This is a genomic window from Mesorhizobium sp. WSM4810 (assembly GCF_055811235.1).
In genome coordinates, this window is the sequence record NZ_JBVVQV010000017.1 from 43,791 (window position 1) to 70,505 (window position 26,715).

The window sequence follows — 26,715 nt, forward strand, 5'->3', positions numbered from 1 at the left end:
AAGAGCCGCCGGTCCTCCTTGGAAAAGGAAGACCGACGGACGAGGTTGGCGAAGCTGTGGCCCGGGTGGCAGCGGCCATATCGCCGCGACGTTTCCTTCCTGATCGCGGGATCGTGGTTCGGCGCGCCTTGGCGCCAAGCCTGCCTGTCCGCTCGGTCCATCACTTCCGCCTCCTTGACGCGGCCCCCGCCGTCCGCGCCATTTCGCGTCTGTTGGCCCGCGCTACCTGGCCGCCACGGCCTGGCCGAAGAGTTCGGCGAACACGGCTTTGGCCTTGCCGGTCTGCTTGACGGCCTTCGCTGCGTCGAGGTTGACCGGCTGGCCCACCTCGATCAGGGCGACCATGCCCATTCCGTAGTGCGGCGCACACTTGACGCCGTAGACGCCTTCCTTATCGAGCGTTACCGTGAAGACCTCGTTGAACTTGCTCTTGAAGGCCTCGGCGCCTTCCGGGAGCATGCCTTTGATCGTTTCCACGTTGTGGCCCTTGTCGGTCGGCACGAAGCGAATGGTATCGCCGGGGGCGGCGCTGACGAAGTCGGGTTGGAACACCATCGCACCCTTCTCGCCCTTGTTCAGCATCGTGACCTCGATTTCGGCCGCGCCAGCCGCGCCTGCGATCGCGACGGCCGCGCCTAGCGCCAGCGCTGCGATGAGCTTCTTCATTTTCCTGGTCCTTTCCTGGTATGCGGCTCCAATGCCGTTGAAGGCTTTATTAGTGCGTGTCGCCAACAGGCAGTTTGCGCTGGCGCAAATAGCCGCTAGAAATCGAACAGGAGCGGCGCCCCACAGGAGCAGCGCCCCACAGGAACAGCGCCCCAGACTGGAAGCGAAGACAATGCCTCTCGACAGGTCCCTGATTTCGGGATTGCCCGCGTTTGCCGGCCTCGACGGCAAAGACCTCGATGCTATTCTCTCTCGGGCGCGGTCCTCCCGCTTTCCCAAGGATTTGGAGGTTTTCGGACAAGAGGAGGAGGCCACGTCCTTCTTCCTGCTCCTGTCGGGTCATATCCGCGTCGTCCGCACCTCGCCCGAAGGGCATCAAGTGATCGCTCGATATATCACCGAGGGTGAACTCTTCGGCATCGCCATCGCAATGGGCAGGACGACCTATCCGGCGTCCGCGGTCGCGGCGGTTGATTGCGTCGTCCTCGCCTGGCCCAATTCCGCGTGGGCAGAACTGCAATCGCGTTTCCCGACGTTCGGGGCCAGTGCCTACCGCACGATCGGTTCCCGCCTCCAGGAAACCCAGGCGCAGGTCATGGAGATGTCGACCCAGCAGGTCGAGCAGCGCATCGCCCACGCGTTGCTGCGTATCGTCAGCCAGTCCGGACGAAAGACGCCAGAAGGGATCGAGATCGACTTTCCAATCACGCGTCAGGACATCGCGGAGATGACCGGAACGACGCTGCATACGGTCAGCAGGCTGCTCAGCGCCTGGGAAGACCAGGGTATATTGTAAGGAGCGGGCGCCAGAAGGTCACCGTGACTGACCCGCATGCGCTCATGCTGGTGTCTGAGAACAGGCGCAAGGGGCCGGCTGCATAGCGCCGCCGTCACGTCGCTGGCATAAACGGGCGCGTTCAATACGAGCTTTGTAGAATGGGAGCAATCGGGGGTTCCGATAAGTTCCTACCGTCGATTCTCGTCGGAAGCCGACTTCTTCGAAAAGGGCGAGGTGAATGTTGGCCAATTCCGGGTCGCGTCGCGCAAAATTTGATCTGGATCAAGTCGCATTCAGCCGCGAGCGGTAATCGACATCAGCCAAACGTTTGGAATTCCAATGATCTCGGTGACGGATCCGCTATTTTGCCAACTGCCTCTCCGGGTGGAGCGTGCCGCATGCGGCGCATGCGGTTCAGAGCGCCGCGACGCCATCACCGAGGAAGGCCGACGGCGCGTTCGCAAGCGGATCGCTGCTTATCGCCTCGAGAAGTTCCTGGGAGAAGGATTCCAGGTCGACCCGATGGGCGTGGCATGCGTCGGCGACCGTATGGAAGATTCCGATCGGACAGCCGATGCAGAGCATTCTGTTGCGGATCATCACCCTTATGGTTGCCGGCCATCGCCGCATGATCTCGTCGACCATCATATCGGGATCGATGGTTTCAGGTTGGTTCACGATAGTCGTCTCCAAAGAAGGCCATCTAAACCGTCCGCCTCGCCCGGAACTTTGCGCAGGCGCAAACAAATGGCGGAACGAGCGGGCTGGGACGAATTGCGCGCTTGCCGTGCGGAAGTCAGGCACCTAAAAGTAGCAGGCACGATACCACTTTGTGTGCTGCGATGAATTCTGCTGTTTACGATCGCGCCCGCCCGCAGGCGGAAATGCCGCTGTCCCACCCGTTGGTCGACCGCGGGTTCATTGCCGCGCTTGTCCGCGATTTCTACGTCCGCGTCAGGTCGGATACTCGCCTCGGACCCATCTTCGCTGCGGAAATCCACGGCGACTGGGAACCGCATCTGGAGAAGATGACCGACTTCTGGTGTTCGGTCATTCTGAAGAATGGCGCGTACAGCGGCCGCCCCGTGCCTGCGCACCTTAAGCTGAAGCAGGTGCGCGAGGAGGATTTCGACATATGGCTCGGTCATTTCCGCAAAACCGTCGAAGAGCGATGCCCGCCTGAGGTAGCCGAAGTGTTCGTCGACCGCGCCGAAAGGATCGCGCGGAGCCTGAAGGTCGCCATGTTTTTCCGGCTTGATCGCCCGACCGCGGGGGCGGCGGGATGATAAACGCGGAAGGGCAGGCTTTTCCCGCCGAGACGACGGCTTTCGTAGCGTGGGCGGGCATGCTCGCGCTGACGTCGCATTTTCGTCTAGCTGACAGCCTGCTAGGGTGGGTTCTTTCTGCGATGAGAACCAGGAATCCGCGGGATGCGTCTCACCTTTCAGACGGACTATGCGCTCAGGATGCTGATCTACCTGGCGGTCCACCGGGAAAGACCGTGCCGAGTAACCGACGTGGCCGCGGCATACGGGATATCACGCAATCACCTCCTGAAAGTGGCTTTCAGGCTCGGGCGACTGGGTTACCTCACCACGGCTCGGGGGCGCACCGGCGGCATAGCGCTCGCCCGGCGGCCGGAGGACATCAACTTGGGTGAGGTCGTGCGGCACATGGAAGACGACTTCGCTCTGACGGAGTGTATGCGCAGGGATGGCGGCTTGTGCGTCATATCCCCTGCCTGCCGGCTCGAGGGCGTCGTCGTCAAGGCGCTGCAGGCGTTTCTCGCTGTCTTCGATGGCTATACTCTGGCTGACATAGCCGCAAACAGATCCGAACTGGTGGAGTTGCTTGAAATGCACAGAGTTTCTGGGGAAGTTGCCTGAGCTAATGCCGTACCTGGAGGGAATGCATGATATCGAACCTCAAATCCTCTGAACGGCAGTACGCCTTGCTCATCGCGGTGGCAGTAGCGCTCGCGGGACTCGCCATGGCCGCCCTCGGACGCTCGGACACTCTCGGGGTGCACGGCGTCATCGTCATGCTTTTCGCGGGCGTCGTAATCTACCTCCTCATGTCGTCGTTCTACGGCGCCGAACCGACCGAAGACCGAGCAGTCTCCTATTACGACGATCCCATCAAGGTCGGGATCGTGCTGTCGATGGCCTGGGCTGTCTTCGGCATGTTCATGGGCGTGTGGGTGGCCGCGCAGCTCGCCTGGCCAGACCTCGCCTTCGATGCGGCCTGGTCCAGCTTCGGGCGGCTGCGGCCAACGCATACGTCCGGCGTCATCTTCGGGTTCGGCGGCAACGCACTCATTGCCACATCCTTCCACGTCGTGCAGCGCACGTCTCGCGCGCGGCTAGCCGGCCAGATAAGCCCTTGGTTCGTGCTTCTCGGCTTCAACCTGTTCTGTGTTCTGGCCATTTCCGGATATCTGCTCGGTACCACCCAGTCGAAGGAGTACGCGGAAGCCGAGTGGTACGCCGACTTGTGGCTGGTGATCGTCTGGGTGACCTACTTCATTCTTTACATCGCCACGATCGCGCGTCGGAAAGAGCCGCACATCTACGTCGCCAACTGGTACTTCATGGCCTTTATCCTGGTCGTGGCCATCCTGCACATCGTCAACAACCTCGCGCTGCCGGTGTCCTGGGGGCACGCCAAGAGCTACACGATCTGGCCGGGCGTCCAGGATGCGATGGTCCAGTGGTGGTACGGCCACAACGCGGTTGCGTTCTTCCTCACCGCAGGTTTTCTCGGCATGCTCTACTACTACCTGCCGGTCCGGGCGCAGCGACCGATCTTCTCCTACCGTCTCTCGATCCTGAGCTTCTGGGGCATCACCTTCTTCTACATGTGGGCGGGTTCCCACCACCTGCACTACACCGCGCTCCCCCACTGGGTGCAAACGCTCGGCATGACCTTTTCCGTGATGCTTCTCGTGCCTTCGTGGGCATCCGCGGGTAACGCGCTGCTGACCCTCAACGGCGCCTGGCACCGGGTCCGTAACGATGCGACCCTGCGATTCATGATGGCCGCGGCAGTCTTCTATGGGCTCTCCACCTTCGAGGGCTCGTTCATGGCGATCAGACCGGTGAACTCTCTCTCGCACTACACTGATTGGACAGTCGGCCACGTCCATGCCGGAGCGTTGGGATGGGTCGCGCTCATCACCTTCGGCTCCGTCTACACGCTCGTCCCGGCGCTCTGGAAGCGCGAGCGGATGTATTCGGCCGCGCTCGTCGAGGTCCATTTCTGGCTCGCGATCGCCGGAACGCTGATCTACGTCTTCGCGATGTGGAATTCCGGCATCATCCAGGGTCTGATGTGGCGAACCTATACCGAGGAAGGCTCTCTCGCCTATTCGTTCGTCGATTCACTGGTGGCAATGTATCCATACTATATTGCCCGCGCCATCGGCGGACTGCTGTTCCTGCTGGGCGCACTGGTCGGCTGCTACAACATCTGGATGACGGTCCGTATGGTGCCGCTCGCGGCAGCCCGTGAGACAGACGCACCCGTCATCCCCGCCGCAGTACCGGGAGAATGACGGATGCCTGAACTTTTCCACCGCAAGATCGAGCGGTCCGCGATCCTCTTCGTACTTGGAATAATAGCTGCGGCCAGCGTTGGCGGCATCGTCGAGATTGCTCCCCTGTTCACCATCGACGAAACCGTCGAGCAGGCGCCCGACATGCGGGTTTACACCCCGCTGGAGCTCGCGGGCCGCAACATCTATGTCCGTGAAGGCTGTTACGCCTGTCACAGTCAGATGATCCGCACCCTGCGCGACGAGGTCGAGCGCTACGGTCCGTATTCGCTCGCCGTGGAATCCCAATACGACCGGCCGATGCTCTGGGGGTCGAAGCGGACCGGACCCGACCTTGCGCGTGTTGGGGGAAAATATTCGGATTTCTGGCATGTCGCACATCTGACGAATCCACGCGACGTCGTGCCGGAATCGAACATGCCCGCCTATACCTGGCTTGCCCGCACGACGCTGAAGACGGACGACCTGCCGCAGCATCTGGCGGCCCAGCGGGCACTCGGCGTACCCTATACCGAGGCGATGGTGGAAAACGCTGCCCGCGACGCCTACGGGCAGGCGACCCCCGACACTGATTTCTCAAGCGGGGTGACTGAGCGGTATGGTGACAAAACCCAGGTGAGCGCATTCGACGGCGTCACCACACACGTCACCGAGATGGACGCGCTGGTGGCCTACCTGCAGGTGCTGGGCAGGCTGACGGGAGCCGCGTACGAGGATACGGCGGCGCCGGAAAAGAAGCCGGACCCGGAAAGCTGACGGGAGGACCGATGATGGATTTCGACCACGACACGCTCGTTGCCCTGTCCAAGAGCTGGGGCCTTTTCTACCTGATGGGCTTCTTCCTCTGTGTCGTTGTCTACGCCTTCTGGCCGTCCAACCGAAAACGTTTCGACAGGGCCAAGACCAGCATCCTCGATCGGGACGACAAGCCATGGAAGTAAGCGAACGCGATCCCGCTACCGGCCGCGAAACGACTGGCCACGAGTGGAACGGCATCAAGGAATTGGACACGCCGGTCCCGCGCGGGGTCCTGATGTTCCTGATCGTCACGCATATCTGGGCGCTCGCATGGTGGTTCCTTGTGCCGGCATGGCCGTTGGGAACGACATACACCAAAGGGCTTCTAGGCGTTGATCAGCAGACGACGGTTGAAGCACGGGTGATTGAAGGCCAGCGCGAGCGCGCCGCCTGGACGGCCCGGCTCGAATCCGAACCTTACGACGCCATCATGGCGGACGAAGCTCTGATGCAGACCGTCCGTCACACCGGGCAGCAGCTGTTCGGCGACAACTGCGCCGCCTGCCACGGACGCGACGGCAAGGGCGGCGCGAACTATCCCGATCTCACGGACGACGACTGGCTGTGGGGCGGCGGTCCCCAGCTGATCGAGCAGACGATGCGCGTCGGCATCAACACCGCCCATCCCGAAAGCCGTATCGGGCAGATGCCTGCTTTCGGCCGCGACGACATGCTCGACCGGAACCAGGTGCGCGACGTTGCCGCCTATGTCTACTCGCTGACAAATCCCGACACCTCGACACCGCAGAACCTCGGCCGCATCAACGCCGGCAAGGAAGTCTTCGTGACGACATGCGCGGCCTGTCATGGCGAGAACGCGCAAGGCAATCGCGAGGTCGGAGCGCCGAACCTGACCGACGCGTACTGGATCTACGGCGGAAGCATGGACACCATCATCGCTTCCGTCCACGGTGGCCGGCAAGGCCACATGCCGACCTGGGACGAGCGGCTGACCACCGCGGAAATTCGGACACTTGCGCTTTTTGTCCATGACCTGGGGACGCGCCAGCCATGACCCCCCGCAGAAGCACTCGCCTTCCCGGCGGATGGATCCTCTGGTTGCTCGTCCCGGCGGGGCTGCTGCTCTTCGCCGGCGCCAACGCGCATCTTGTCTACGTGGCGTTCCAATCGCAGCCGGACTGCGTGGCGCACGTGAAGGATACCAGCGACGGCGGCGGATATCGCGCCGCCAAGTCAGCCTGCTGAAGGAGAAAGACATGGGCGAGGCCGACGAATCCTACTGGCTGCTGAGCGAGACATCCGGCATCGGGGAAACCCGGGATCCCAAGCTTCAACGCCACCTTCCGGTCCTGGAAGGATTGCGTTGGCTCGCTGAGGGCTGGCGCGATTTCTGGACCCGCCCCGCCTCCAGCCTCGCTTACGGTGTCGGCGTTTTCGTGCTTTCGGTGGCGTTCGTGTGGACCCTCGTCGAGTTCGGTCGCGACTATATCCTGTTCCCATCGCTTGCCGGCTTCCTGATCGTCGCACCGTTCCTGGCGATCGGGCTTTACGAGAAGAGCCGCGCGATCGGCGAAGGCCGCGAAATCGGGCTTGCTTCGATGCTTCATGTGCGACCGAGAGCGGGCGCGCAGATCTTCTTCACGGGCCTGCTTCTCTGTCTCCTGATGCTGCTCTGGATGCGGGCGGCGGTTCTCCTGTGGGCGCTGTTTTTTGGCGTGACGGCGTTTCCGGGCCTCGACAATGTGATCGGGATACTGATTGGCACGCCGTCGGGATGGGCGATGTTGATCATAGGAACGGCGATCGGCGGTCTGTTCGCATCCTTCGCGTTTTCGATCAGCGTGTTTGCCGTTCCTATGCTGCTTGACCGGCGCGTCGATGCTCTGACCGCGATGGCCACGAGCATGAAAATGGTGTGGAACAACCTGCCGCCGATGATCGCCTGGGGTGCCATGGTGCTCGTGCTTTTCGGCATCTGCGTCGCCACTGGCCTTATCGGCATGATCGTCATCTTCCCGCTGCTCGGACACGCGACATGGCACGCCTACCGGGCAGTGGCCCGGCCGGAGGCCTGATCGATGAGTTGCTGCGCGCCGGGATCCGAGGCGGCCCTGATGATTGGGCCCGGGCGGCGCGAGATCGTCTCGCAAGAGGTGGTCTTTGCGAGCCGAGATCTCGACGATGGTACGATTCAGACGGACTTTTCCGTCCCTCAGGTGCATTGCGCAGGCTGCATCGGCGCGATCGAAGGCTTGCTCAGCCAAGTCGAGGGCATCGTTTCCGCACGGGTGAACCTGACCGCAAAACGTGTCGTAGTGAAGTGGCGGCGGGACGGCGCCGTGCCGCCGATGATCGAAACGCTTCGAAAAGCCGGTTACGAAGCAACACTCGCCGAGCCTGAGAACGGAGACGGCGATCCGGAGATGGGCCGCTTGCTGCGCGCCACGGCCGTTGCCGGCTTCGCCGCCATGAATATCATGCTTCTTTCCGTCTCGGTCTGGTCGGGAGCGGACGCCGGCACGAGGCACGCATTCCACCTGATCTCCACGGCCCTCGCGTTGCCGACGCTGGCCTATTCGGGCCGGATTTTCTTCGCTTCCGCGTGGAGCGCCCTGCGCGGCGGCCGGACGAACATGGACGTGCCGATCAGCGTCGGCGTGCTGCTCGCATTCGGCCTCAGCGCATACGATACGGTGACGGGCGGAGCCCATGCTTACTTCGATGCGGTGACATCCTTGCTGTTCTTCCTGCTGGCTGGACGCGCTGTGGACCAGGCGATGCGCGGACGCGCTCGCGAAGCGGTCAGGTCGCTCGCGCGGATGATGCCGCGAGGCGCCACGGTGCTCACGCCCGATGGCGAACGCGAATATCGCGACGTATCCGCTATCCGCAGCGGCGAGACTGTCCTTGTTCTCGCGGGAGAGCGCGTGCCGGCCGATGGCACCGTAATTTCCGGAAACGCCTCGCTCGACCTGTCGGTTGTGACGGGCGAGTCCGCCCCGGAGTCGGTCCGACCGGGGGCCAGCGTGCTGTCGGGATCGCTCAACCTCGACGGGCCGCTGACGTTGCGTGTCGACCGACCTCAGAAAGAGTCCTTCCTTGCTGACATGATGCGGTTGATGGAGGCTGCCGAAGGCGGCCGCGCCCGTTATCGGCGCATCGCCGACCGGGCCGCCTCGCTTTATTCGCCGGTGGTCCATCTGCTTGCCTTCGCCACCTTTGCAGGGTGGATGATCACCACCGGAGACTTGCACCGATCACTGACGGTGGCGATCGCCGTCCTCATCATCACCTGCCCATGCGCGTTGGGCCTGGCCGTGCCGATGGTCCAAGCCGTCGCTGCGCGGCGTCTCTTCGCTCTCGGTGTGACCCTCAAGGACGGCGCGGCTTTGGAACGGCTGGCCGAAGTCGATCACGTCGCACTGGACAAGACGGGTACGCTCACCTCAGGCCTGACAAAAGTGGCGTCTTTCACGGTGCCGGACGACGAGATCGAAGCGGCCTCCGCGCTTGCCCGGTTCTCTCGGCATCCTGCCTCGCGAGCGGTGGCGGCGCTGCATCCGGCCGGGCAGGCTGCCGTCGAGCAGATTCGGGAGGAGCCCGGAAACGGCATCGAAGGCACGGTCGGCGGCCGCGTTTACAGGCTCGGCCGCCAATCTTGGGTCGACGCCCGCTCCACTGCCGGTTCCGCCTCGGCCGAAGCCTGGTTGTCGGCTGACGGCCGCGTCCTCGGCGCGTTCCGGATTTCCGACAGCCTCCGTCTCGGAGCCGCCGCCGCTACAAAGCGCCTGCGCAGTCTCGGCCTCGGCGTCGAGATCCTGTCCGGAGACGTGGAAACGGAGGTAAGGAAGGTGGCAGGCATGCTCGGCGTAGCAGCAGCCACTGCCGGGATGCTTCCTCGCGACAAAGTCGCGCGGTTGGAAGTCCTGCGCGCGCAGGGCCGCAAGGTGCTGATGGTCGGTGACGGCCTCAACGACGCGCCCGCATTGGGAACGGCTCACGTGTCGATGGCGCCCTCCTCGGCCGCGGACGTCGGGCGCAACGCGGCCGATCTCGTGTTCCTGGGCTCCAGCCTGGACAGCGTTCCGAAAGCGATCACCATTGCCCGCAAGGCCAGGCAGCTCGTCACCCAGAACATTGGGCTCTCCATCCTTTACAATGCGCTGGCCCTCCCGCTCGCGGTTACAGGCCACGTTACGCCGCTGGTCGCGGCGGTGGCGATGTCCACATCATCCATCCTGGTGGTTGCCAATGCGCTTCGTCTTTCGGGTCCGAGCCGAGATCCGCAAGGAATACAAGGTGGCGTGACGTCCACTCATCTCGCGGAGGCTGCATGAGCCTGCTCGCCTGGCTGGTCCCCGTAGCACTCGGCATGGGCCTGGTTGGGCTTCTCGCCTTCCTCTGGTCGATGAAAAGCGGCCAGCTCGAGGACCTGGACGGAGCAGCGGAGCGGGTGCTTCTCAACGAGGCGGCCGACACCCCGCTGCCGGATGTGGAACAGCCATCACCGAACAGGCGTTGATCTCTAAGGGAAGCGACAATGGGCGAAACTGCCGACAGAAAATTTGACTGGATAGCGGGGCTGGCGACTGTGTCCGGCGTTGCGGTGATGGTTCCAAGCCTTGTCGCGCTTGCAGTCGCCCTGATCGCGGTGATAGCCGCTTTGTTCTAGGCAGGAAACGACGGCCACAGCCCGGCATCACGGCCGCACGGCCGGCGTCTCGACCAGAAGGCCGCGGGCCCGCTCCGTCAGATGGAGCTCCAGGTCGACGAGTTCGGCTGCGCCGAATGCGAAGGGCTCGGCTCTGACCCCGATCATGCAGTTGCGCAGGCGCCGCTGCAGCGAACCGACCGTCTGCCATTCCAGGCGGTAGAGCGGATAGCCGGTCGGATGCGCCTGCGGGATGACACTGCCGCCAAGCCGTTTGCCCCAATTGTCGTCATGGCAGGAGGCGCAGGAAAGCTCGAGCTGTCCGATGCGGCTCTGGAACAGACGCCGGCCGTTGTCGCGAAACGGCGCGAGCCGGGCGTCGGTCGCCGGTGTGATTGGCATGCCGCGCGACTGATGCGTCACATAGGCCGTCAGGGCGAGCAAAGCGTCGGACTCCGGCGCCAGCGGCTCGGCCTGCTGCCGCTCCGCTCGACAGGAGTTGATGCGCCCGGCAAGGTCGATCGGCCGGCCGGTCGCCGCGTCAAAGGCCGGGTAGCGCGCGGCAACGCCGCGCATCGTCTGGCGGGCATCGTCATGGCAGCCGGAGCAGGCGACATCCGCCCTGCCCTGCGCCTGTTGCCAGAGCTGTTCGCCCTGCAGCACCCACAGCATGCCGGGATTGCTCATGTCGTCGGCCTGCAGCGCCTGCGTCTGCGGCGTCATGAAGTCGAAGCCGGAGCGCTTCTCGACGTCTTCGATGCCGGCGGCAGAGACAATGCCGCAGACGACCGCCGCGATAGTCCCCACCAGGCCCCAGAGGGCGCGCATCAGCTCACCGTGATCGTCGCCGACGCCGTTTGGGTCTTCCCGGCATCGTCGGTCCAGGTGAAGTCGATCGTGCCGCTCGTCGTGGCAACGAGCGTGAAGGCAATGAACGGATTGGCCGATACCGCTGGAAAGAGATCGGCCGAAAACACCTCCTCGCCATTGTAGGTGCAGGTGAAACGGCGGATGATGTCGCGGGGGATGTTGGAGCCGTTCGGGCCGATACGATAGCCGGTTTCCATGGGATGGGCGATCATCGCCTTAATCTCGACGACTTCGCCCTGCCTGGCCACTTTCGGCACATTGACGAGCGCGCGCGCCATTATGAAAGGTCCTCGATACAGGCGGCCAGCGTGACGATGGCGCTCGCCCGGCTCGACCAGAAGCTGCCGTCGCTCATCTCAGCGACCGCGACAACGACCTGCGAGGTCGCGAGCCGGATCCGCGTCGAGACCATGGCGCGGCCGGAGCGCGCCCCGAGGTGGAAAACCGCGACATTCGCCTCCGGGTTTTTCTCGTTGAAGACCGCGATGCGCCGGACATGGTCATCTTCGGTCATCGGGCTCTCGGCGACGACTGTGATCCCGACCGCGTTGCCGTTCTCTACCAGAGGCGGCAGGTCGAGCCGGACGCGGCCGTCGAGAACGTTGGCGCCCCCGGTGAAGGTCCGGATCGCTTCCTCGAGGCTCGGACGGGCAACGGCCCAGCGCGGCAGGCTGATCGCCAGCAGGCCGGTCATGCCGGCCCGAAGAAACTGCCGCCGTCCGACCATGCCTGCGTAAACTCCCGGGCCAGCGTAAACTCGAAGCGGGTCTTGGTGCATGATCACCCCTTCAGCGTCGTGAGATAGGCGACGATATCCTCGATATCGGCGCCGCCCAGGATCGGCTTGCTGCGCCCGACGGTGGCGACGCGCCGGCCCTGCTCATCCGCGACCCGATAGTAGGAAGGCATCATCGTGTTCGGCACCAGCCGCTTCATGTCGACCACGCGCAGCCGGATCTGGCCTTCCGAAAGTCTTGCCCCGACGCCGGTCAGGTCGGGCGCCAGCGTGCCGTGCAGATGCGCGTCGGGAAGCGGCCCGCTGTGGCAGAGCGTGCAGAGGCTGCGCTGCCGGTCCGCGATCAGCGCGGCGCCGCGCGCCGGATCACCCTTGCCGCCGACCAGAGGCTGCATGATCGCATCGCCGGTCACGACGTAGGACCCCGTCTCCTCGCCGGCACCGGGCGAGGCCGCAAGCTGCAATCCCATCAGAGCCAGAAAAGCCACCCTCATCATCCGAACACTTCATTGGTGATCGTCCGGAACCAGTCCTGCGCATAGGCCGCTTCCAGTTCGCGGACGGAAAGCGGCGCTTCGAGCGGACTGGTGCCGCCCGCACCCTCCACCTCGGCAAGCAGCCCATCACGCGGCTGGTAGACGCCGGCGATCGAAATCCCATAACCGGGCGCGACCAGGCTGTAGCAGGTGTTGATGAGTTTCGGCTGCGCCGGCGGCCGCTCCCTGACAAGGGCGGCGACCGCCGCGGCGCAAGCTTTTGCCTGGGCGTTGGCGCTGAAGGCGGATTTCGGCATCGCCCCGCCGATCGCCGCGTCGCCGATGACGTGGATCGCCGGCTGCAGGCGGGACTCGAAGCTGACCGGGTCGATCGGGCACCAGCCCGTCTGGTCGGCAACGCCGGCCGACTGCGCAATCACGCCCGCACGCTGCGGTGGGATCACGTTGGCGACATCGGCCTTGTGATTGCCGAACTCGGTCACCAGCGTCCTTGTCGCCGGGTCGACTTCCGTCACCCTGCCCCCCGATGACAGCGGCACCCATTCGATCAAGCCGGGATAGAGCTCTTGCCAGGCCGCTTCGAACAGCCGCTGCTTCGAAAAGGCGTCCTTGGCGTCGAGCATGATCAGCTTGGAGCGTGGCTTGCTGGTCTTGAGATAATGCGCGATCAGGCTTGCCCGCTCGTAGGGACCGGGCGGGCAGCGGAACGGATTGGCTGGCGCGGCGACGATGACGACCCCACCGTCCGGCATCGCCGCGAGCTGGTCGCGCAGCAGCAGCGTCTGCGCGCCCGCCTTCCAGGCATGCGGCATGATCGCCGCCGCCGCCTCGTCGTAGCCCGGCAAGGCGTCGAAGCGCAGGTCGACGCCGGGCGCCAGCACCAGCCTGGTGTAGCCGATGTCGGTACCATCCTCCAGCCGAACACGCCGGCGCTCGGCATCGACGGCGACAGCCCGCTTGCGGACCAGTGCGATGTCGCCGAACTGGTCATAGCGGCCGAACTTGTCATAGCGGAAGGTCTGTGCCTCGATGCCGCGTAGCCCGGCAATCACGGCATTGCTGAACGGGCAGGCCAGATAGGCGGCCTCTGGCTCGATCAGCGTCACGGCAAGACCGCGATCCAGCCGTTTCAGCGCGCGGGCGCAGCTTGCCCCGGCAAAGCCGCCGCCGACGACGATCACGCCGGGCTGGGTCTGTGCGCGCAGCTGCGGCGCGGCAAGGACGGCCGCGGCGACGCTGGCCGCCACGCCGCCGATCAGGGCTCTACGGCTGGGCATGGCGTGCGGCCTCCGGCTTAGCGAGCCATTCGGCGATGGCGCGCGTCTCCTCCTCGGTAAATCCCCTGGCGATGCGGTCCATGACCGTTGCCTTGCGCTCACCGGAACGGAAGGCTTGCATCTGGGCGACGATGTCGTCTGCCGCGTGGCCGTCGAGCGAAGGGATGGCTGAGCCGAGCGCCGCCGGCCCGTGACAGCCGGTGCATGCCGCGGCACCTGACGCCGCGTCGGCCCATGCCGGCGCGCTGGCTACCAGCGCCGCAAGCAGGACAGGCGCGAGCGCCCGTCCGCCAGGCCTGTTCTTCGCGCGCCTCATATCAGGCGAGGTCATGGTTCTTCAGCGGCAGCGTGCGGATGCGTTTTCCGGTGGCGGCGAAGATCGCATTGAGGACGGCCGGCGCGGCGACCGCGATGGTCGGCTCGCCGACGCCGCCCCAGAAGCCGCCGGACGGCAGGATGATCGTCTCCACATCAGGCATTTCGGCCATGCGCAGGACCTCGTAGCTGTCGAAGTTTTCCTGCTCCATGCGCCCGCCATTGACGGTGCATTCGCCGTAGATGCAGGCGGAAAGGCCATAGACGAAGGAGCCATCGACCTGCCGCTCCACCTGTGCCGGGTTGACGACATGACCCGGATCGGTGGCCGCCACGATGCGATGGATCCTGAGCTGCCCATCGGTGACCGAAACCTCCGCTGCCGCCGCCACATAACTGCCGAAACCCATGATCTGCGCCAGGCCGCGGTGAATGCCGGCCGCGGGCGGGGTGTCCCAGCCGATCCGTTCGGCAACCGCCTCCAGCACCGCGAGATGTTTTGGATGTTTGGCCATCAGCTTGCGGCGGAAGGCGAGCGGGTCGACGCCGGCCGCATGGGCGAGTTCGTCCATGAAACACTCGACGTAAAGCGCGTTCTGGTTGAGGTTGACGCCGCGCCAGAAGCCTGGCGGGATCGGCGGGTTGCGCATGGCATGGTCGACAAGCAGATTGTCCACCGTATAGCCCAGCGTGCCTTCGGTGCCGCTGAGGGCGAGGCCCTGGAAGACCACCGGGTCCATGCCGTTCTGCATGCCCTGCGGCCGCACCGCGGCAAGGATCGACTGGCCGGATATGCGCATGTGCAGAGCGGTCAAATTGCCGTCCGCGTCGAGCGCGCCCGTCAGCCGGCATCGGGTGGTCGGGTGATAGGCGCCGTGCAGCATATCCTCTTCGCGCGACCACATGAGCTTTACCGGCGTTCCCGGCACCTGCTTGGCAATGCTGACCGCCTGGCGCGCATAGTCCTGGAAGTTGCCGCGTCGGCCGAAGCCGCCGCCGAGATGGATCTTGTGCACCTCGCATTGCTGCACCGGCAGGCCGGCGGCCTCGGCCGCTGCCGCAAGGCTGGCCTCGCCATTCTGGGTCGGCACCCACACCTCGCAGCGCTCCGGCGTGTAGAGCGCCGTCGCGTTCATCGGCTCCATGGTCGCGTGGTTCTGGTAGGGGAAGGCGTAGGTCGCCGTGACCGTCCGGCCGGCGGCGGACAGGGCAGCACCGGCGTCACCTTGCCTGGCGCCGATGAAGGCGTCATTTGCGGCGAGTCCCTCTTCGAGCATCGCCGCGATCGAGGCGCTGGTGACCTGCCTGTTGGGACCTTCGTCCCAGACGATCGGCAAGGCATCGAGAGCGGTCTTCGCCCGCCACCAGGTGTCGGCGACAACCGCAACGGCGGTCTCGTCGACCTGAACGACAGTGCGCACGCCCGGCATGCCCGCCACCGCCGCCGCGTCGAAACTCTCCACCTTGCCGCCGAAATACGGGCAGGCCCGGATCGCCGCGTTGAGCATGTTCGGCAGCTTGAGATCGGCGCCGTAGACCTGGCTCCCGTTAAGCTTGTCGGCCGTGTCGAGCCGCGGCAGCGGCTTGCCGGCTATGGTCCAATCCTTCGGGTCCTTGAGCGTGACATTGGCGGGCGGCGTCATTCGCGCGGCGGCGGCAGCCAGCTGTCCATAAAAGGTGGCGCGATCCGACGCTGCATGCGTGACCATGCCCATCCTTGCGGTGCATTCGCTGGCCGGGACGCCCCATTCGGCGGCCGCGGCGGCGATCAGCATCTCGCGCGCAACGGCGCCGCCAATGCGCACATACTCGTGCGACTCGCGGATGCCGCGGCTGCCGCCGGTCGAGAAATTGCCCCACACGCGGTCGCGCGCCAGGTTCTGGGCCGGCGACGGATATTCCGTCGTGACCTTGGACCAGTCGCAGTTCAGCTCCTCGGCGACGAGTTGCGCAAGGCCGGTCAGTGTCCCCTGCCCCATCTCGGAGCGGGCAATGCGGATGACCACCGTATCGTCGGGCCTGATCACCACCCAGGCATTGATCTCCGGCGCCGCCTCGCTGCCATCGGCCAGTGCCGGCTTGATGAACGGCACGTTGAATCCGAGGGACAAGCCGCCGGCTGTGGCGGCCACGCCAATGATGAAGCTGCGGCGGGAGAGGGAAATTGTGGCGTTCATGACTGCTCTCCTCAACCGCGTTGCGTGGCTTCGCCGGCCTTGGCGGCCAGCTTGATCGCGGCGCGCACCCGGTTGTAGGTGCCGCATCGGCAGATGTTGGTGATCTCGGCGTTGATGTCCTCGTCCGCGGGGTTCGGGTTCTGCATGAGCAGACCCGCCGCAGCCATGATCATGCCGGCCTGGCAGTAGCCGCATTGCGGCACGTCGAGCGCCAGCCAGGCCTGCTGGACCGGATGCGAGCTGTCCGGCGAAAGCCCCTCGATGGTGGTGATTTGCTGGTCGGGCTCGACCGCGCTCACCGGAAGCACGCAGGAGCGCGTGGCGACGCCGTCTATATGGATGGTGCAGGCGCCGCAGGCGGCAACGCCGCAACCGTACTTCGTTCCGGTAAGCCCGATCTGCTCGCGGATCACCCACAGCAGCGGCGTGTCCGGATCGACCTCGATGTCACGTGGCGTGCCGTTGATGATCAATCTGGCCATTGTGCAATCCTTTCGATCAAAGGCTGGCGAGGATCGAGTCTGGATGCCGCCCCTGGCGACAAAGACCGGACGTCCCGGCTAGCGACGGGGCCAAGTTAGGCGGGAGCTGTCGCAGAACCTTGTCCCGAACACCGGCAGTTCATCGCAAGTTGTCGCGGGCGCAGTGCTCTGATACATTTCGTTACACTTCTCACGCTTTGTTGATGTCGGGCGAGATTCCCGCCATGGCGCGGAAGGTGATCATCCGTGTAGACGCAAACTAGATATCGTCGATACTGACCGACTATTCAGCGGCGACCTTGGGAGCATTGCATGGAAGTGGCGCAGCACATCGCGGTCGTCGACGACCACAGGGACATCCGCGATCTCGTGGGGAAATACCTCACGCAGCAGGGTTATCGCGTCAGCGTCGCCGACAGCACGGCCGCGCTCAAGCGGCTGCTCGACCGCAGCCTGCCCGATCTTATCGTCCTCGACGTCATGATGCCTGGCGAGGACGGCATTGCCGCCTGCCGGCACGTGCGCGGAACGGTCGACGTTCCGATCATCTTCCTTACCGCCATGGCCGAGGAGGTCGACCGGATCGTTGGCCTCGAGATCGGGGCAGACGACTACCTGACGAAGCCGTTCAATCCGCGGGAATTGCTGGCGCGGATCAAGGCGGTGCTCAGGCGCGTTCACAGCCTGCCGCCGCAGCGTGGTCGGCTCAAGTCGAACGCGCTGCGCTTCGACCGCTGGACCCTGAATGTCGGCCGCCGCGAACTGGTCGGGCTCGACGGCGTGGCGGTCGCGCTCAGCACGGCCGAATTCCGCCTTCTCACCGCTTTTATCGAGCATGTCGGGATCGTGCTCAGCCGGGATCAGTTGCTCGACCTCACCGTCGGGCGCTCGGCCGACGGTTTCGACCGGGCCGTCGACAACCAGGTGAGCCGGCTGCGCAAGAAGATCGAGGCGGACCCGAAGAATCCGATGCTGATCAAGACGCACTGGGGCGGCGGCTACTGCTTCACCGCCGAGGTGGCCCAGGCATGATGCTGTTATGGAGACGCAGCCTGGCGGCCCGCTTCCTCATGCTGGTGCTGCTTGCGCTCGCCCTTCGCAGGCGATCACCTTCCTGATCTCATGGGACGAGCGCGGACAAGCCCTGCACGCAGCGGCCAAGGGCGAGTTCGTCAGCCGCACGTCCTCGCTTGCCATTTTGCTGGACACGACGCCGCCCTCGCTTCGACCCGACATCCTCACCGTCAGCGGCACGGCCTATACGCGCTTCTGGACATCGCACGACGGGCCGAGCAATCCCCTCGCCTGGCAACAGGAGGCGCTGACGCAACTCGCCAAGCCGCTGCCCGGCATTGCCGCCAAATATGCAGCCTATATGAACGGGCAGGCCTCGAACGCGGTCGCTGCCGCCGACCCTTCGGTGCCGCCGCGCATGCTGGACCTGTCCGGCAGTGGCAGCCCGTTCACGCGACCGGCCAAGTTTCTTTATCTGGACGGCGCCCCAAACGGCATGGGGCTTTCCGTCCGCCTTGACGACAGCACCTGGCTGAATGCCGCCTACGCCAAGGTGATGCCGAGCGCCTTCTGGACCGCGCAATCGGCGATATCACTGGCGCTCACCGCGCTCATCCTGTCCGCCATAGCGATTTTCGGGGCGCAGGCAATCGCGCGTCCGCTGCGACGGCTCGCCAATGCCGCGGAACTGTTCGGCCGCGGCGAGGCCGTGCCGCGGCTGCCGGAATCAGGGCCGGACGACATCCGCCAGACCGCCGAGGCGTTCAACCGCATGCAGGAGCGCCTGCAGCGCTTCGTCGAGGACCGCACGCGCATGCTGGCGGCGATCAGCCACGACCTGCGCACGCCGCTGACCTCGCTCCGGCTGCGCGCCGAGTTCGTCCAGGATCACGATCTTCAGGAAAAGATGCTGAAGACCATCGAGGAAATCCAGACGATGACGGAAGCGGCGCTCGCCTTCGCGCGCGAGGACGCCGCGGTGGAGGAGACGCGAACCGTCGATCTTTCGGCGCTGGTCGGCAGCCTCTGCGACGACCTCGAGGAGCTGGGCCAAAACGTCACCGTCAGTGACGGGCCAAAGGTGCTGTACCGCTGCCGGCCGGACTCGCTGCGCCGGGCGATCCGCAACCTCGTCGAAAATGCCGTCCGCTATGGCGAGCAGGCCAAGGTGAGCCTGGTCAGGCGCACCGACAGCCTGGACATCGTGGTCGAGGACGCCGGGCCCGGCATTCCGCAAGCCGACATGGAACAGGTGTTCGCGCCCTTCTTCCGTCTGGAGCAGTCGCGCAACCGGGAGACCGGCGGCGTCGGGCTCGGCCTGTCAATTGCCCGCGCCATCGCCCGCCACCACGGCGGCGACATCGTGCTGGAAAACCGGAGCAACGGCCTTCGCGCGGTCATCAGGCTGCCGCTCATCGACATGGCCAGGCAGCTTGCCCCGGCGCCGGCGCCTGAGACCAGCCCTCCGACCGGACTGCGATCCCGAAACCGTCCCGCGATCGGAACTCCCGCGCTACCGCGCCATAATTAGATCATCGCTGTCGCAGCGAAGGATAAGTCACGACCTGCATCCTCCCCGCGCCTCCTCGACCCAGCCGCTCTTGCTGGTGAGCGGCTGGTCCTGCCGGAAGCCTCCGGCCACCAGCGAAGCCCTCCCGGAACGTTCCGCAAAGGTCATCGGATGAACCATTCACAAGCCACGACACGCAACCACGTAATTTCCGCCGGAGTTGCGACCGCATCCCTGCGCACGTCTGTCACGCGAGCGCGTACGTCCCTGGCTGCGCTCTTGGCTGCCGCCGGCCTGCTGTTGCCGGGCGCCGCTTTCGCGCAGCAGGCCGAGGGCGAGCGGCTGTTCCGGCAGCGCTGCGGGACTTGCCACAGCTTGGAGCCAGGCCAGAACAGAACCGGTCCGCATCTGTCGGGCGTCATTGGCCGCAAGGCCGGCAGTGTCGAGGGCGCCCGCTATTCGGCCGCGCTGCGGGAGTCGGGCATCGTCTGGGAAGGCGGTACCTTTGATACCTTCCTCGCGGCGCCACGCCAGATGGTTCCGGGCTCGTCGATGACAGTGGGCGTTCCCAATGCCGCCCAGCGCGCCGCGATCATCGGCTATCTCGAAGGCGCGGTCGCGCAATAGTGTCCGCTGATGTTCAATCGACCTGCCCAGAGTATCCGCGAAGCTGTGAATACCGGCGGATCTGCTCAGGGGTAAGCAACTCGGCCATGTCGAGATGATAGCGCAGGTGCGCTGCCCGTAGTGCGCCTTGTACGTCGGCGATGGTTTTTGTCATTTCTGTGAGGCGCGCCGATGTTATTTTTCGTTCGGAAAACAAGCGGTCCAGTTCGGTCTCGTTCTCGATGATTTGTCTTCCGAGCGGGATGGTTTCTGCTTTCATCCGATCCAGCAGGGCCTTGGTCCGCGAGGCCTGTTCGTCGCTGAGATCAAGCGCATCACGGAGATCGAGGACATGTGACGGACCCGGATAGGAGTTGAGTTCGGCCGCCAGCGCCAGACCCATCCCTCGCCCCGCCAAAAGATCAGCCATCTGCTCGCCCGAGAGCGCTTTCACGCGGCGTTTCTCCATCCCGGAATAAGACGAGGTGGCTGGATCCTTTCCTTCAGCCGCCTTGTGATGGTTGATGCTGCCATGCTGCTGCGCCAGTCCGTGAGGGGCGGCAAGAAAAGTCAGCATAAGAGACAGCACGGCAATGGGGATGCGGTTCATCGAATGATCTCTAGCGTTTCATGTATGCGACGTTTGACACGGCCGCGGGAACTGAAACATGATTGTGATCATGTCGGAACTCCTCTTCGAGCGATTCCTGGAACTCGCGGAACGCGAGCAATCTCTCCCTGCCGGCAGCGTCCTGTTTCGTATGGACGATCCGGTGCTGTCGCTCTTCCTGGTCACCGCGGGAGAACTGCGCCTTGTTCGGGCACTTCCCGACGGGTTCCAACTGACATTGCAGCGTGCCGGCTCCGCTTCGATCCTGGCCGAGGCTTCGCTGTTTGCGGATCGATACCATTGCGATGCCTTGGCGGCCGAGGCATCGATGGTGCGCGCCGTGCCGATCACCAGAGCCATGGCGGTGCTCGAAAGCGATCGCGCACTGGCCTCCGCACTGCTGCGACACTTGGCAGGCGAAGTCCACCGGACGCGGACGCGGGCCGAGGTATTATCCCTGAAATCCGTCGCGGCGAGAGTTAGTGCCTGGATGGGATGCAACGGCGGCGTCTTGCCGCCCAAGGGACGCTGGCATCATGTTGCGTCGGAAATCGCCGTTACGCCGGAGGCGTTTTATCGGGAGCTTGCCCGTCGGCGATAATGTGCCGCCGGAATGATGCATCCCCATATGCCGCCAAGAAAAGATCACGAGGCGCTCACATTTCCGTCAGGTGATAGCATATTGCGCGCGGCATAGAGTTCCGCCGTGAAATCGGTAATCAGAGCCGAGTTGATGCCGTCTGGCGGTCGCAGGATCAGCGCTCGGAAATGGACTGCCGGCTCGAAGGGCGTCGCGATAATGCCAGCGATCATGCGGTCGGCGATAACGGACGGATTAACCAGGCCGATTCCCATGCCTTTTGCAGTAAGAATGGCGATCGTTAGGCCGTAGGGGGTCTCGATCAGGATGCGCGGGCGCACGCCATGCGCGGCGAAGACCTTGTCCATCGCAACCCGCACCGTGTCCTCCGGTGACAATGCCAGGAACGCCTCGTCGGCGAGATCGGTTGGCGTGATCACCGCTTTCTCCGCCAGCCGATGGTTCTTCGGCATCACGCAAACCGCGCGCGGCGTGTTGAAGACGCTGTGGAGCACACCGCTCGTGTCCACCTCGTCAGCGGCGAGCCCGATGTCGAAACTGCCTGACGCCACCAGATCGCGCACCACATTGGAGGTGCGCACCTGATAACTGATGCGCACCTGCGGATGCTTGCGCGAAAAGGCCACGATGGCGCGCGGCACCAGCCCGTGCCCCAGTGCCGACAAGCTGGCGACACGGATCGTCCCCGTGCCCACTTCCTTGATCTGGGCCGCGCGCAGCTTCAGCCGGTCGAGACCGACCAGATTAGCCTTCACTTCTGCATGGAAAAGTTCGCCCTCGCGCGTGGCTACCAGCCTGCCGCGGATGCGGTCGAACAACTTGAAGCCGAGTTCGGCCTCCAACTTCGCGAGCGAGCGGCTGATCGCTGGCTGCGAGGTGTCGAGCAGCGCTGCGGCAGCGCCAGCGCCGCGCGTGATCATGATTGCGTTGAAGACATCGACGTCGTGCAGGTTCATGGATAAGCCATATCAAAAACGGATTAACTTTATCGTTGCGGTCATAGATAGCAATGGGCGAGATGGCTATGGTTGCCTATGACCCAGCGCGACGACACCTGCCATGTCCATCCTCCCAAGCGTACGCAAGAGCCGTTCCGGTCGCTGGCGATGCCTGTCGAGCGTGCGTCGACCGTCGTCTTCGACGATCTGGAATCCTTCGAACGTCGCGTCGAGCGTCTGTATGACGGCTTCAGCTACGGGCTCTACGGCACGCCGACCAGCCGTCAGTTGGAGGATCATATCGCCATGCTGGAGCACGCGACGCGCGCGCTTGTCGTCCCGTCCGGCATGGCCGCCATCGTGTTGGCGACCATGGCCACTTGCCGCGGCGGCGACCGGGTGCTGATGCCTGAAACACTTTACAGTCCGGCGCGCGACATGATGGCCCGTTTTCTGGGGCCGCTCGGCATCCACGCCGTTCCCTATGATCCCCGGCTCGACGCTGGAATAGCTGCGCTGCTTGACGACACGACACGGCTGGTGTGGGTGGAATCGCCGGGCTCGACCACCTTGGAGGTGCAGAACGTGCCGGCCATCGTGGCGGTAGCTCACAGGGCAGGCGCATTGGTGGCGGCGGACAATACCTGGGCTTCGCACCTGCTGTTCAAGCCGCTCGACCACAACGTCGACATCTCTATGCAGGCGCTTTCCAAACATGCCGGCGGCCATGGCGATCTGCTAATGGGTTCGCTCGCCGTGCGTGATGAGGCGCTGTTCCGGCGCCTCAAGGATACGGCGCGATTTCTCGGCTACGGCGTTTCGCCAGAGGACTGCGCGCTATGCGAGCGCGGCTTGATGACCATGCCGGTGCGCATGCGACACGCCGACGCCACGGCCCGCAGCATCATGGAGTGGCTGTCGGGACGGACCGAAATCGCCCAGCTCCTTCACCCGAGCCTGCCGGACCATCCCGGCCACGCTGTCTGGAAACGCGACTTCGCCGGTTCGGCGGGTGTGTTCTCCTTCGTGCTACGGCCGGAACTGGCCTCGCTCCAATCCAAAGTCTTCGGTCGCATGCGTCTGTTCAGGCTGGGTGCGAGCTGGGGCGGTGTGCATTCGTTGATCGCGGTCAGCGATCCGCGAAGAGACCGGCCCGCCCCCGATTGGCTGAAGCGTGGTCCGGTCTGGCGCCTATCGATCGGCCTCGAGGCACCCGACGACCTGCTGGCCGATCTTTCCCAAGCCTTCGACCTTTTTGCCGAAGCCCTGCAGAACGGAGTTGCCTTGGCCGATGCCAAGGCCTGCCGAGTGACGCCAAACTCAATAAAACAAGGGGAATAACGATGAAAACCAGAAGTTTGAAATGGATCACCGGTATCGCGATCGGACTAGTGGGTCTGGCCGCCGGCGTCGGCGAGGTGTCGGCGCAGGCCGTCGTCAACAAGATCAAGGAGCGCGGTTATGTGAGCTGCGGCGCCAGCCAAGGCGTGCCAGGTCTCTCGCGCCCGGACGAGAAAGGCTATTATCGCGGCTTCGATTCCGACATCTGCCGCGCGTTCGCGGTCGCTATCCTCGGCGACAAGGACAAGATCCGCTATGTGCCCCTCAATGCCGGCCAACGTTTCCCGGCACTGCAGACGGGCGAGATCGACATTCTGTCGCGCACATCCACCATCACGTTTACACGGGACACGGTTGTCCGATTTGTCTGGATCAACCTCTACGACACGGACGGTGTGCTGGTGCGCAAGGCCGACAACATCACTGAGCCGAAACTGCTCGACGGCAAGACCGTCTGCCTGCAGGGCGGCGGCTCCCTGACCGAAAAGGCCATTGAGGAGACCGAGGAGGAATTCGGGATTTCCATGAAGAAGGTCTACTACGACTCGACCATTCAGGCGCGTGACGCCTTCTTCGGTGGTCGTTGCGACTCCTACGTAACCGACGGCACGGCTGCGGCAGGCCAGCGTGCCTCGGTGGCCAAGAATCCGGACGACTACGACATCCTCAAGGTCGGCCACGCCGCCGAACCCAATGGCGTGGCTGTCGCGCGCGGCGACGACCAGCTCTTCGACGTGGTGCGCTGGACAATGAACGCCCTGTTCTGGGCCGAAGCCAACGGCATCACCGCGCAGAACGTCGATGAAAAGCTCGCTGCGGGCAATCCGGAGATCAAACGGGTGCTTGGCGAAGAGCCCGGCTTTGGCGCGCCGCTCGGGCTGGACGACAAATGGGCCTACAACGTCATCAAGCAGATGGGCAACTACGCCGAAATCTGGGACCGGAACCTGGGCAAGGACAGCAAGCTCAAGGTCGAACGCGGCATGAACGCGCTGTGGAAAGACGGCGGTCTCAACTATCCCTTCCCATGGGATTGAGCCTTGGTCGGGGCGTGCCGAGCGCGCGCCCTTCCCTTCAACTGATGAACCGAGGCCGGTATGCTAAGCGAAGCCAAGACGAGATCGATCATCATTCAAGGCGTGTTGGTGACGGCCGTTATCGCTTTCGCTGCGCTGCTGGTCTCCACCACCTTCGCCAATCTAAGGGCGCGCGGTATCCCCATTGGCTTCGATTTCCTGACGATGCCGTCCAGGATCATCATTTCCGAGGCCATCCTTACCTATAAATCACGCGATCCTCACTATTGGGCGATCGTTGTCGGACTAGCCAACACGGTCTTCATTTCCGCTCTTGTCATCTTCTTCTCTTCCCTCCTTGGCCTCGTCGTCGGCATCACACGGCTGAGCAGCAATCCCCTGGCAGCGGGCACCTGCCGGGTCTGGGTTGAAATAGCCCGCAACTCACCACCGATCGTCCTTTTGATTTTCCTCTATTCGTTGTGGTGGAAGGTGCTGCCGCCGGTCGGCGAAGCGCTGAATCCGCTGCCCGGTGTTTACGCATCCATGCGCGGCTTCGTCGTGCCGGCCATCAGCATCGACCTCGGTATGACAGGCGCACTGATCATCCTGTTCGCCCTGACGCTCGCCGCGCTCAGCTACGGTCTCGCCCGGAGTGGTCGCTTGCCGCCCTTGGTTGTGCCGGCGATCCTGGCTGCCGGCGTCGTGGGATTGTGGCTCGCCGATATGCGCTTCGCCGTCGATTTCCCGGTCTTCACGGGTTCGAACTTCCGGGGCGGCAGTGAACTGACGCCCGAGCTCAGCACCATCCTCGTCGGCCTCACGATCTACACCACGGGCTTCGTGGCCGAGATCGTACGCGGCGGTGTTTTGTCGGTCGGTCGTGGCCAGTGGGACGCCGGCCATTCGCTCGGCCTGTCACGCGGCAAGATCCTGCGGCTGGTCGTCATCCCGCAGATGTTGCGGGTGATCGTCCCGCCGCTCAACAGCCAGTACATCAATGTCGTCAAGAATTCGACGCTGGCGATCGCCGTCGGCTACCCGGACTTCCTCGCGGTGATGAACACCATCATCAGCAAGTCCAGCCACTCGATCGAAGGCGTCTTCATCATCCTTGGCGCCTATCTCGCCCTCAATCTTACCCTGTCGAGCGCGGCCAACTGGTACAACCGCCGCATCGCCATCGTGGAGCGGTGACCATGGCCATGTCTCTTCCCATGTCCTCCGAGGCACGGCCTGACCATTTCCGGTTCACCGGCCTGCGGCGCCTCGCCAAGCTGTTGTTCGGCACACCGCTCAACGCCGCGCTCACGCTGCTGTTCGGCGCGCTGCTGGTCGTCACCGTGCCGCCCATGCTGCGCTGGCTGGTGATCGATGCGGTGCTCGTCGACCCCGACCCGAATGCCTGCCGAGCAGCCACTGGCGCCTGCTGGAGCTTCATTTATGCCAAATCCGGCCAACTTCTGTTCGGCATCTATCCGTTCGACGAACGCTGGCGCCCAGCCATTGTTTGCCTGCTCATTCTGGCGCTGCTCGGCTGGTCGGTGCGTCCGGCGAGCTGGACGTCACGACTGCTGGCGCTCTGGGTGGCAGCGTTCGCTTTGATCTTCTGGCTGATGGGGGGAGGCTTCGGACTGGCCGAAGTGCCGACTTCATCCTGGGGTGGCCTGCCGGTGACGCTGATCTTGACCGTCGTCGCCATCGGCATCGCCTTTCCGGTCGGCATCCTGCTCGCGCTGGCAAGGCGCTCGACGCTGCCGGCCGTCCGGGTCGGCGCGGTGGTGCTGATCGAATCCGTGCGTGGGCTGCCATTGCTGTCCATCCTGTTCGTGGCGTCCATCATGATGCCGCTGTTCCTGCCCGAGGCGCTGCTGCCCGACAAATTCGTGCGCGCGCTTGTCGCGCTCACCATCTTCGCGGCTGCCTATCTCGCCGAAGTGATCCGCGGCGGCCTGCAGGCCATCCCGAACGGGCAGTATGAGGCAGCAGCGTCGCTCGGCCTGCCCTTTTGGCGCACACAACGTCTCGTCATCCTGCCGCAAGCCATTCGGGTCGTGATCCCTGCGCTCGCCAACACCATCATCGTTATGATCAAGAATACGAGCCTTGTCCTGGTCATCGGGCTGTTCGACCTGATCAGTTCAGGCAAGGCTGCATTGGCCGACCCCGAATGGCCGTCGCCGGCCGCCGAGACCTTTCTCTTCATTGGCGCGATCTTCTTTGCGCTGTCCTTCTCCTTCGCCCGCTTCGCCGATTTCCTGGAGCGGCGGGGCCCGGCCGCTCACTAGGAATGCTGCAATGTTGAATTCTGCCATCCG

Annotated in this window: 30 protein-coding genes and 2 pseudogenes; 20 read left to right on the forward strand and 12 right to left on the reverse strand. The window is 64.2% G+C overall.

Features of this window, described 5'->3' with window-relative positions:
- Positions 1–222: 222 nt before the first annotated feature.
- Positions 223–666: a pseudoazurin gene (locus AC0L3O_RS22750; protein WP_023798487.1), complete on the reverse strand. Its 444-nt coding sequence runs from the start codon at positions 664–666 to the stop codon at positions 223–225.
- 172 nt (positions 667–838) lie between these two features.
- Here AC0L3O_RS22750 and AC0L3O_RS22755 point away from each other — a divergent pair.
- A pseudogene (locus tag AC0L3O_RS22755) lies at positions 839–1,548 on the forward strand (Crp/Fnr family transcriptional regulator).
- A gap of 310 nt (positions 1,549–1,858) precedes the next feature.
- On the opposite strand, the gene AC0L3O_RS22760 reads toward AC0L3O_RS22755, so the two are convergent.
- Entirely contained in the window at positions 1,859–2,122 is a 264-nt protein-coding gene (locus AC0L3O_RS22760; protein ID WP_128168228.1) for a DUF1858 domain-containing protein, read from the reverse strand.
- Between the two features lie 164 nt (positions 2,123–2,286).
- Between AC0L3O_RS22760 and AC0L3O_RS22765 the strand changes: the two genes are divergently transcribed.
- The 11 genes from AC0L3O_RS22765 (at position 2,287) to AC0L3O_RS22815 (ending at position 10,428) form a co-directional block, all read left to right on the forward strand.
- Complete coding sequence (locus AC0L3O_RS22765; protein WP_128168227.1) at positions 2,287–2,730, forward strand: group III truncated hemoglobin; 444 nt, start codon at positions 2,287–2,289, stop codon at positions 2,728–2,730.
- A gap of 144 nt (positions 2,731–2,874) precedes the next feature.
- Positions 2,875–3,330: an Rrf2 family transcriptional regulator gene (locus AC0L3O_RS22770; RefSeq protein WP_128168226.1), complete on the forward strand. Its 456-nt coding sequence runs from the start codon at positions 2,875–2,877 to the stop codon at positions 3,328–3,330.
- Between the two features lie 26 nt (positions 3,331–3,356).
- Complete coding sequence (ccoN, locus tag AC0L3O_RS22775) at positions 3,357–4,997, forward strand: cytochrome-c oxidase, cbb3-type subunit I (protein ID WP_287228107.1); 1,641 nt, start codon at positions 3,357–3,359, stop codon at positions 4,995–4,997.
- A 3-nt stretch (positions 4,998–5,000) separates the two neighbouring features.
- A complete protein-coding gene (gene ccoO / locus AC0L3O_RS22780; protein ID WP_023798492.1) occupies positions 5,001–5,753 on the forward strand; it encodes a cytochrome-c oxidase, cbb3-type subunit II in 753 nt (250 codons plus the stop codon).
- A 14-nt stretch (positions 5,754–5,767) separates the two neighbouring features.
- Positions 5,768–5,938, forward strand: coding sequence for a CcoQ/FixQ family Cbb3-type cytochrome c oxidase assembly chaperone (locus AC0L3O_RS22785; protein WP_023798493.1), 171 nt, complete (start codon positions 5,768–5,770; stop codon positions 5,936–5,938).
- Positions 5,929–6,810: a cytochrome-c oxidase, cbb3-type subunit III gene (ccoP, locus tag AC0L3O_RS22790; protein WP_128168224.1), complete on the forward strand. Its 882-nt coding sequence runs from the start codon at positions 5,929–5,931 to the stop codon at positions 6,808–6,810. The genes AC0L3O_RS22785 and ccoP overlap by 10 nt, the downstream gene beginning before the upstream one ends.
- 44 nt (positions 6,811–6,854) lie before the next feature.
- Positions 6,855–7,001 carry a hypothetical protein gene (locus AC0L3O_RS22795; RefSeq protein ID WP_473536626.1) on the forward strand — a complete coding sequence of 49 codons (147 nt, stop codon included), beginning with the start codon at positions 6,855–6,857 and terminating at the stop codon, positions 6,999–7,001.
- 11 nt (positions 7,002–7,012) lie between these two features.
- Positions 7,013–7,831: a DUF2189 domain-containing protein gene (locus tag AC0L3O_RS22800; protein ID WP_287228108.1), complete on the forward strand. Its 819-nt coding sequence runs from the start codon at positions 7,013–7,015 to the stop codon at positions 7,829–7,831.
- Positions 7,832–7,834: 3 nt separating this feature from the next.
- Positions 7,835–10,093, forward strand: a complete 2,259-nt coding sequence (locus AC0L3O_RS22805; RefSeq protein ID WP_128168221.1) for a heavy metal translocating P-type ATPase — start codon at positions 7,835–7,837, stop codon at positions 10,091–10,093.
- A complete protein-coding gene (ccoS, locus tag AC0L3O_RS22810) occupies positions 10,090–10,278 on the forward strand; it encodes a cbb3-type cytochrome oxidase assembly protein CcoS (protein WP_128168220.1) in 189 nt (62 codons plus the stop codon). The genes AC0L3O_RS22805 and ccoS overlap by 4 nt, the downstream gene beginning before the upstream one ends.
- Positions 10,279–10,296: 18 nt before the next feature.
- A complete protein-coding gene (locus tag AC0L3O_RS22815; RefSeq protein ID WP_023798499.1) occupies positions 10,297–10,428 on the forward strand; it encodes a hypothetical protein in 132 nt (43 codons plus the stop codon).
- Between the two features lie 27 nt (positions 10,429–10,455).
- On the opposite strand, the gene soxA is transcribed toward AC0L3O_RS22815, so the two are convergent.
- Genes soxA through AC0L3O_RS22855 form a run of 8 tightly spaced genes read right to left on the reverse strand, consistent with a single transcriptional unit; the run spans position 10,456 to position 16,761 of the window.
- Positions 10,456–11,235 (reverse strand): sulfur oxidation c-type cytochrome SoxA, encoded by a 780-nt coding sequence (gene soxA / locus AC0L3O_RS22820; RefSeq protein ID WP_473616661.1) that lies wholly within the window; start codon positions 11,233–11,235, stop codon positions 10,456–10,458.
- The gene (soxZ, locus tag AC0L3O_RS22825) at positions 11,235–11,555 is read right to left on the reverse strand and encodes a thiosulfate oxidation carrier complex protein SoxZ (RefSeq protein ID WP_023798501.1); all 321 of its coding nucleotides are present in this window, start codon (positions 11,553–11,555) and stop codon (positions 11,235–11,237) included. Before soxZ ends, soxA begins: the two co-directional genes overlap by 1 nt.
- Positions 11,555–12,004 (reverse strand): SoxY-related AACIE arm protein, encoded by a 450-nt coding sequence (locus tag AC0L3O_RS22830; RefSeq protein WP_287239656.1) that lies wholly within the window; start codon positions 12,002–12,004, stop codon positions 11,555–11,557. Before AC0L3O_RS22830 ends, soxZ begins: the two co-directional genes overlap by 1 nt.
- 53 nt (positions 12,005–12,057) lie before the next feature.
- A complete protein-coding gene (gene soxX / locus AC0L3O_RS22835) occupies positions 12,058–12,501 on the reverse strand; it encodes a sulfur oxidation c-type cytochrome SoxX (RefSeq protein WP_473616662.1) in 444 nt (147 codons plus the stop codon).
- Positions 12,502–12,506: 5 nt separating this feature from the next.
- Positions 12,507–13,787, reverse strand: a complete 1,281-nt coding sequence (locus AC0L3O_RS22840; protein WP_473616664.1) for an FCSD flavin-binding domain-containing protein — start codon at positions 13,785–13,787, stop codon at positions 12,507–12,509.
- The gene (locus AC0L3O_RS22845; protein WP_473616665.1) at positions 13,774–14,118 is read right to left on the reverse strand and encodes a c-type cytochrome; all 345 of its coding nucleotides are present in this window, start codon (positions 14,116–14,118) and stop codon (positions 13,774–13,776) included. The genes AC0L3O_RS22840 and AC0L3O_RS22845 overlap by 14 nt, the downstream gene beginning before the upstream one ends.
- On the reverse strand, positions 14,105–16,279 hold the full coding sequence (locus AC0L3O_RS22850; protein WP_473616666.1) for a xanthine dehydrogenase family protein molybdopterin-binding subunit: 2,175 nt from the start codon (positions 16,277–16,279) through the stop codon (positions 14,105–14,107). The genes AC0L3O_RS22845 and AC0L3O_RS22850 overlap by 14 nt, the downstream gene beginning before the upstream one ends.
- A gap of 11 nt (positions 16,280–16,290) precedes the next feature.
- Entirely contained in the window at positions 16,291–16,761 is a 471-nt protein-coding gene (locus AC0L3O_RS22855; RefSeq protein WP_023798506.1) for a (2Fe-2S)-binding protein, read from the reverse strand.
- 312 nt (positions 16,762–17,073) lie between these two features.
- On the opposite strand from AC0L3O_RS22855, the gene AC0L3O_RS22860 reads away from it, so the two are divergent.
- From AC0L3O_RS22860 to AC0L3O_RS22870, 3 genes and pseudogenes are all read left to right on the forward strand, one after another.
- The gene (locus AC0L3O_RS22860) at positions 17,074–17,793 is read left to right on the forward strand and encodes a response regulator (RefSeq protein WP_023798507.1); all 720 of its coding nucleotides are present in this window, start codon (positions 17,074–17,076) and stop codon (positions 17,791–17,793) included.
- A pseudogene (locus tag AC0L3O_RS22865) lies at positions 17,790–19,306 on the forward strand (ATP-binding protein). The gene AC0L3O_RS22860 and the pseudogene AC0L3O_RS22865 overlap by 4 nt, the downstream one beginning before the upstream one ends.
- Before the next feature lie 258 nt (positions 19,307–19,564).
- Complete coding sequence (locus tag AC0L3O_RS22870; RefSeq protein ID WP_473616668.1) at positions 19,565–19,912, forward strand: c-type cytochrome; 348 nt, start codon at positions 19,565–19,567, stop codon at positions 19,910–19,912.
- A 13-nt stretch (positions 19,913–19,925) separates the two neighbouring features.
- Here AC0L3O_RS22870 and AC0L3O_RS22875 read toward each other — a convergent pair whose 3' ends face one another.
- Complete coding sequence (locus AC0L3O_RS22875) at positions 19,926–20,501, reverse strand: Spy/CpxP family protein refolding chaperone (protein ID WP_473616669.1); 576 nt, start codon at positions 20,499–20,501, stop codon at positions 19,926–19,928.
- Between the two features lie 70 nt (positions 20,502–20,571).
- Here AC0L3O_RS22875 and AC0L3O_RS22880 point away from each other — a divergent pair, with 70 nt between their 5' ends.
- Complete coding sequence (locus AC0L3O_RS22880; RefSeq protein WP_473616670.1) at positions 20,572–21,102, forward strand: Crp/Fnr family transcriptional regulator; 531 nt, start codon at positions 20,572–20,574, stop codon at positions 21,100–21,102.
- A gap of 44 nt (positions 21,103–21,146) precedes the next feature.
- Here the strand turns inward: AC0L3O_RS22880 and AC0L3O_RS22885 are convergent, their stop codons facing one another.
- Positions 21,147–22,058 (reverse strand): LysR family transcriptional regulator, encoded by a 912-nt coding sequence (locus AC0L3O_RS22885; protein WP_473616672.1) that lies wholly within the window; start codon positions 22,056–22,058, stop codon positions 21,147–21,149.
- A 78-nt stretch (positions 22,059–22,136) separates the two neighbouring features.
- Here AC0L3O_RS22885 and AC0L3O_RS22890 point away from each other — a divergent pair, with 78 nt between their 5' ends.
- Genes AC0L3O_RS22890 through AC0L3O_RS22905 form a run of 4 tightly spaced genes read left to right on the forward strand, consistent with a single transcriptional unit; the run spans position 22,137 to position 26,685 of the window.
- Positions 22,137–23,381 carry a trans-sulfuration enzyme family protein gene (locus AC0L3O_RS22890; RefSeq protein WP_473616673.1) on the forward strand — a complete coding sequence of 415 codons (1,245 nt, stop codon included), beginning with the start codon at positions 22,137–22,139 and terminating at the stop codon, positions 23,379–23,381.
- Between the two features lie 2 nt (positions 23,382–23,383).
- Positions 23,384–24,418, forward strand: coding sequence for a transporter substrate-binding domain-containing protein (locus tag AC0L3O_RS22895; RefSeq protein WP_292531293.1), 1,035 nt, complete (start codon positions 23,384–23,386; stop codon positions 24,416–24,418).
- A 60-nt stretch (positions 24,419–24,478) separates the two neighbouring features.
- On the forward strand, positions 24,479–25,594 hold the full coding sequence (locus tag AC0L3O_RS22900) for an amino acid ABC transporter permease (RefSeq protein ID WP_473616674.1): 1,116 nt from the start codon (positions 24,479–24,481) through the stop codon (positions 25,592–25,594).
- Between the two features lie 2 nt (positions 25,595–25,596).
- Positions 25,597–26,685 (forward strand): amino acid ABC transporter permease, encoded by a 1,089-nt coding sequence (locus AC0L3O_RS22905; protein WP_473616676.1) that lies wholly within the window; start codon positions 25,597–25,599, stop codon positions 26,683–26,685.
- Positions 26,686–26,715: the final 30 nt, after the last annotated feature.

Coding starts and splice junctions, on each gene's coding strand:
- AC0L3O_RS22815 (WP_023798499.1), top strand. CDS start 10,297: ATGGGCGAAACTGCCGACAGAAAATTTGACTGGATAGCGGGGCTGGCG.
- AC0L3O_RS22855 (WP_023798506.1), bottom strand. CDS start 16,761: ATGGCCAGATTGATCATCAACGGCACGCCACGTGACATCGAGGTCGAT.
- AC0L3O_RS22880 (WP_473616670.1), top strand. CDS start 20,572: ATGTCGGAACTCCTCTTCGAGCGATTCCTGGAACTCGCGGAACGCGAG.
- AC0L3O_RS22845 (WP_473616665.1), bottom strand. CDS start 14,118: ATGACCTCGCCTGATATGAGGCGCGCGAAGAACAGGCCTGGCGGACGG.
- AC0L3O_RS22900 (WP_473616674.1), top strand. CDS start 24,479: ATGCTAAGCGAAGCCAAGACGAGATCGATCATCATTCAAGGCGTGTTG.
- AC0L3O_RS22770 (WP_128168226.1), top strand. CDS start 2,875: ATGCGTCTCACCTTTCAGACGGACTATGCGCTCAGGATGCTGATCTAC.
- AC0L3O_RS22860 (WP_023798507.1), top strand. CDS start 17,074: ATGGAAGTGGCGCAGCACATCGCGGTCGTCGACGACCACAGGGACATC.
- ccoS (WP_128168220.1), top strand. CDS start 10,090: ATGAGCCTGCTCGCCTGGCTGGTCCCCGTAGCACTCGGCATGGGCCTG.
- AC0L3O_RS22890 (WP_473616673.1), top strand. CDS start 22,137: ATGACCCAGCGCGACGACACCTGCCATGTCCATCCTCCCAAGCGTACG.
- ccoN (WP_287228107.1), top strand. CDS start 3,357: ATGATATCGAACCTCAAATCCTCTGAACGGCAGTACGCCTTGCTCATC.
- soxA (WP_473616661.1), bottom strand. CDS start 11,235: ATGCGCGCCCTCTGGGGCCTGGTGGGGACTATCGCGGCGGTCGTCTGC.
- AC0L3O_RS22750 (WP_023798487.1), bottom strand. CDS start 666: ATGAAGAAGCTCATCGCAGCGCTGGCGCTAGGCGCGGCCGTCGCGATC.
- AC0L3O_RS22905 (WP_473616676.1), top strand. CDS start 25,597: ATGGCCATGTCTCTTCCCATGTCCTCCGAGGCACGGCCTGACCATTTC.
- AC0L3O_RS22895 (WP_292531293.1), top strand. CDS start 23,384: ATGAAAACCAGAAGTTTGAAATGGATCACCGGTATCGCGATCGGACTA.
- AC0L3O_RS22805 (WP_128168221.1), top strand. CDS start 7,835: ATGAGTTGCTGCGCGCCGGGATCCGAGGCGGCCCTGATGATTGGGCCC.
- AC0L3O_RS22840 (WP_473616664.1), bottom strand. CDS start 13,787: ATGCCCAGCCGTAGAGCCCTGATCGGCGGCGTGGCGGCCAGCGTCGCC.
- AC0L3O_RS22765 (WP_128168227.1), top strand. CDS start 2,287: ATGAATTCTGCTGTTTACGATCGCGCCCGCCCGCAGGCGGAAATGCCG.
- AC0L3O_RS22885 (WP_473616672.1), bottom strand. CDS start 22,058: ATGAACCTGCACGACGTCGATGTCTTCAACGCAATCATGATCACGCGC.
- AC0L3O_RS22830 (WP_287239656.1), bottom strand. CDS start 12,004: ATGGTCGGACGGCGGCAGTTTCTTCGGGCCGGCATGACCGGCCTGCTG.
- AC0L3O_RS22850 (WP_473616666.1), bottom strand. CDS start 16,279: ATGAACGCCACAATTTCCCTCTCCCGCCGCAGCTTCATCATTGGCGTG.
- soxZ (WP_023798501.1), bottom strand. CDS start 11,555: ATGGCGCGCGCGCTCGTCAATGTGCCGAAAGTGGCCAGGCAGGGCGAA.
- AC0L3O_RS22785 (WP_023798493.1), top strand. CDS start 5,768: ATGGATTTCGACCACGACACGCTCGTTGCCCTGTCCAAGAGCTGGGGC.
- AC0L3O_RS22800 (WP_287228108.1), top strand. CDS start 7,013: ATGGGCGAGGCCGACGAATCCTACTGGCTGCTGAGCGAGACATCCGGC.
- AC0L3O_RS22875 (WP_473616669.1), bottom strand. CDS start 20,501: ATGAACCGCATCCCCATTGCCGTGCTGTCTCTTATGCTGACTTTTCTT.
- ccoP (WP_128168224.1), top strand. CDS start 5,929: ATGGAAGTAAGCGAACGCGATCCCGCTACCGGCCGCGAAACGACTGGC.
- ccoO (WP_023798492.1), top strand. CDS start 5,001: ATGCCTGAACTTTTCCACCGCAAGATCGAGCGGTCCGCGATCCTCTTC.